Genomic DNA, 2,865 nt, shown 5'->3' with positions numbered 1-2,865 from the left:
GCGCGGTGCGCAGGCCTGGACRGCCGATGCGCAGGTGCTGCTCGCGGCCGCCGCCGCACTCGCCCCCGAGGCCGCGGCGACGCTGCGCGAATGGATCCCGCTCGGCATCGACGAGCCGCCGGCGCTGCCGGGCGTGCAGGCCGAGCGGCGCCTCCTGTCGTGCCGGCTGCACAAGCCGCTGTACCGCGTCGACGCGATCCTGCAGGCCTTCGCACGCTTGCCCGGGCGTTGCACGAACTGGACGCTGGAGGTCGCGGCCGCCGGCCCGCAGACCGACGAGCTGCGCCGCATGGCCGACACGCTGGGCATCGCGGGGCGCGTCGACTTCACCGGCATGCTCGATGCGCAGTCGCTCGCGCGCAGCTACCGGCGCGCGGCCGTCTTCGTCAGCGTGCCGGAATCCGACGGCACCTCGGTGAGCCTGCTGGAGTCGCTGGCGGCCGGCTGCCTGCCGGTGCTGAGCGACCTGCCGGCCAACCGCGAATGGGTGACCGACGGCCACAACGGCTTGCTGGTGGCCGACCTCGCGCGCCTCGACGACGCGTTGCTGCGTGCGATCGACACCTGGGACACCGGCACCTGGGCGCGCGACGGGCAGCCGTTCAACCGCCAGCTGGTCCGCGACAAGGCGATGTTCGAAGGCAACATCCGCCAGTTCATCGCGCTGCATGCGCGCCTGGAGGGCCGAGTTTCATGATGCCGCGCATCGTTCACCTGACCACCGTGCACCCGCGCGACGACATCCGCATCTTCCACAAGGAATGCCGCTCGCTCGCGCGTGCCGGCTACGAGGTGATCCAGGTCGTCGGCGACGGGCTCGGCGATGCGCAGGTCGATGGCGTGCGCATCGTCGACATCGGCACGGCGCCGGCCGGCCGCCTCGCGCGCATGCGCCGCCAGCCGAAGCTCGCGCTGCAGCGGGTGCTCGACCTGCAGCCGGCGCTGGTGCACTTCCACGACCCGGAACTGCTGCCGGTCGGCGCCGCGCTGGCGCGCCGCGGCATCGTCGCGGTCTACGACGCGCATGAAGACGTGCCGCGGCAGATCCTGACCAAGCAGTGGATTCCCGCGGCGCTGCGCGCGCCGCTGTCGTGGGCCTTCGAGCGCTACGAGAACTGGCGGGTGCGCCAGCTGTCGGGCGTGGTCGGTGCCACGCCGCACATCACCGCGCGTTTCGCGCCGCTCGCGCGGCGCGCGGCCAACGTCGCCAACTTCCCGTTCCTCGACGAGCTGGCGGCGGTGGCGGCACCGCAGCCGCGCGGGAACATCGTCTGCTACGTCGGCGGCATCACCCGCACGCGCGGTGCGCTCGAGATGGTGCTCGCGCTGCCGCAGGTGCCGGGCGTGACGCTGCTGCTGTGCGGCCGCTTCGAGGACGCGGCGCTCGAGGCCGAGCTGCGCGCGCTGCCCGGCTGGGCGCAGGTCGACTACCGCGGGCAGGTCGGCCGGGCGCAGGTGCGCGAGGTGATGGCGCGCTCGTTCGCCGGGCTGGTCACGCTGCAGCCGATGCCGAGCTACCTGGATTCGCTGCCGATCAAGATGTTCGAGTACATGTCGGCGCAGCTGCCGGTGATCGCGTCGAACTTCCCGCAGTGGCGCGAGATCGTCGAGGTGCATGACTGCGGGCTGTGCGTGAACCCGCTCGACCCGAACGCGATCGCCGACGCGATCCGGCTGCTGCGCGATGCGCCGGACCGCGTGCGCGTGATGGGTGAAGCGGGCCGGCGCGCGGTCGACGAGGTGTTCAACTGGCCGCAGGCCGAGCGCGCGTTGCTGAACTTCTACAGCGAGCTGCTGCGTTGAACATCCTGCTGATCAACCACTATGCGGGCTCGCCCCGGCACGGCATGGAGTTCCGGCCGTACTACCTGGCGCGCGAATGGGTGCGCGCCGGGCACCGGGTGCAGATCGTCGCGGCGTCGCAGTCGCATGTGCGCAGCCGGCAGCCGGAGGTCGATGCAGCACCGCTGGACGAGGCGATAGCCGGCATCGCCTACCGCTGGCTGCCGTCGCCGCGCTACCAGGGCAACGGCATCGGCCGGGTGCGCAACATCGCAGCCTTTCTGGTGCGGCTGTGGCGCGAGACGCCGGCGCTGGTCGAGCGCTTCCAACCCGACGTCGTGATCGCCTCCAGCACCTACCCGATGGACATGTGGGTCGCGCGGCGCATTGCGCGGCGCGCGAAGGCGACGCTGGTGTTCGAGGTGCATGACCTGTGGCCGCTGTCGCCGATCGAGCTGTCGGGCATGTCGCCGCGGCATCCGTTCGCGCTGCTGTGCCAGAAGGCCGAGGACGATGCGTACCGCGATGCCGATGTCGTGGTGTCGATGCTGCCGAAGGTGGCCGGCCACATGGGCGCGCACGGGCTGGACCTGCGCAAGCTGCACATCGTGCCGAACGGCATCTCGCCGGACGACTGGGCTGGCGAACCGGCGCCGCTCGATGCCGCCATCGCTGCCCACATCGCCGCGCAGAAGGTGCAGGGCCGCACCGTCGTCGGCTATGCGGGCTCGCACGGGCTGCCGAACGCGCTCGACGTGCTGCTCGATGCGGCGGCACTGATGCGCGACGAGCCGGTCTCGTTCGTGCTGGTCGGCGACGGCATGGAGAAGCCGCGCCTCGCACAGCGCGTCGTCGACGAATCGCTGCGCCACGTCGCGCTGTTCCCGCCGGTGCCGAAGGCCCAGATCCCGGCGCTGCTGCGCGAGGTCGACATCGCCTGGATCGGCTGGCAGCGCACGCCGATCTACCGCTTCGGCATCGCGCCGAACAAGCTGATGGACTACATGATGGCCGGCTGCGCGGTGCTGCATTCGGTGGACGCTGGCAACGACCCGGTGGCGGAGGCCGGCTGCGGCGTGACGG

Annotated in this window: 3 protein-coding genes; all 3 read left to right on the top strand. The window is 71.7% G+C overall.

The features are described from left to right. Positions 1–697 (top strand): glycosyltransferase (locus AC1DXV_RS33315; RefSeq protein ID WP_477937825.1); only part of this gene is annotated, 697 nt, incomplete at its 5' end. Beyond that, positions 697–1,803 carry a glycosyltransferase family 4 protein gene (locus AC1DXV_RS33310; RefSeq protein ID WP_477871180.1) on the top strand — a complete coding sequence of 369 codons (1,107 nt, stop codon included), beginning with the start codon at positions 697–699 and terminating at the stop codon, positions 1,801–1,803. The genes AC1DXV_RS33315 and AC1DXV_RS33310, both read left to right, overlap by 1 nt. Next, positions 1,800–2,865: glycosyltransferase family 4 protein (locus AC1DXV_RS33305; protein ID WP_477937823.1), on the top strand; the 1,066-nt coding region annotated here is incomplete at its 3' end. The genes AC1DXV_RS33310 and AC1DXV_RS33305, both read left to right, overlap by 4 nt.

The organism is Rhizobacter sp. P3_C12 (genome assembly GCF_056402735.1).
The sequence above is the reverse complement of the archived record's forward strand: the minus strand, read 5'-3'. Positions and strand labels throughout refer to the sequence as shown.

Excerpts from the sequence above, each read along its gene's own strand:
- AC1DXV_RS33310 (WP_477871180.1), top strand. The coding sequence starts at position 697 with ATGCCGCGCATCGTTCACCTGACCACCGTGCACCCGCGCGACGACATC.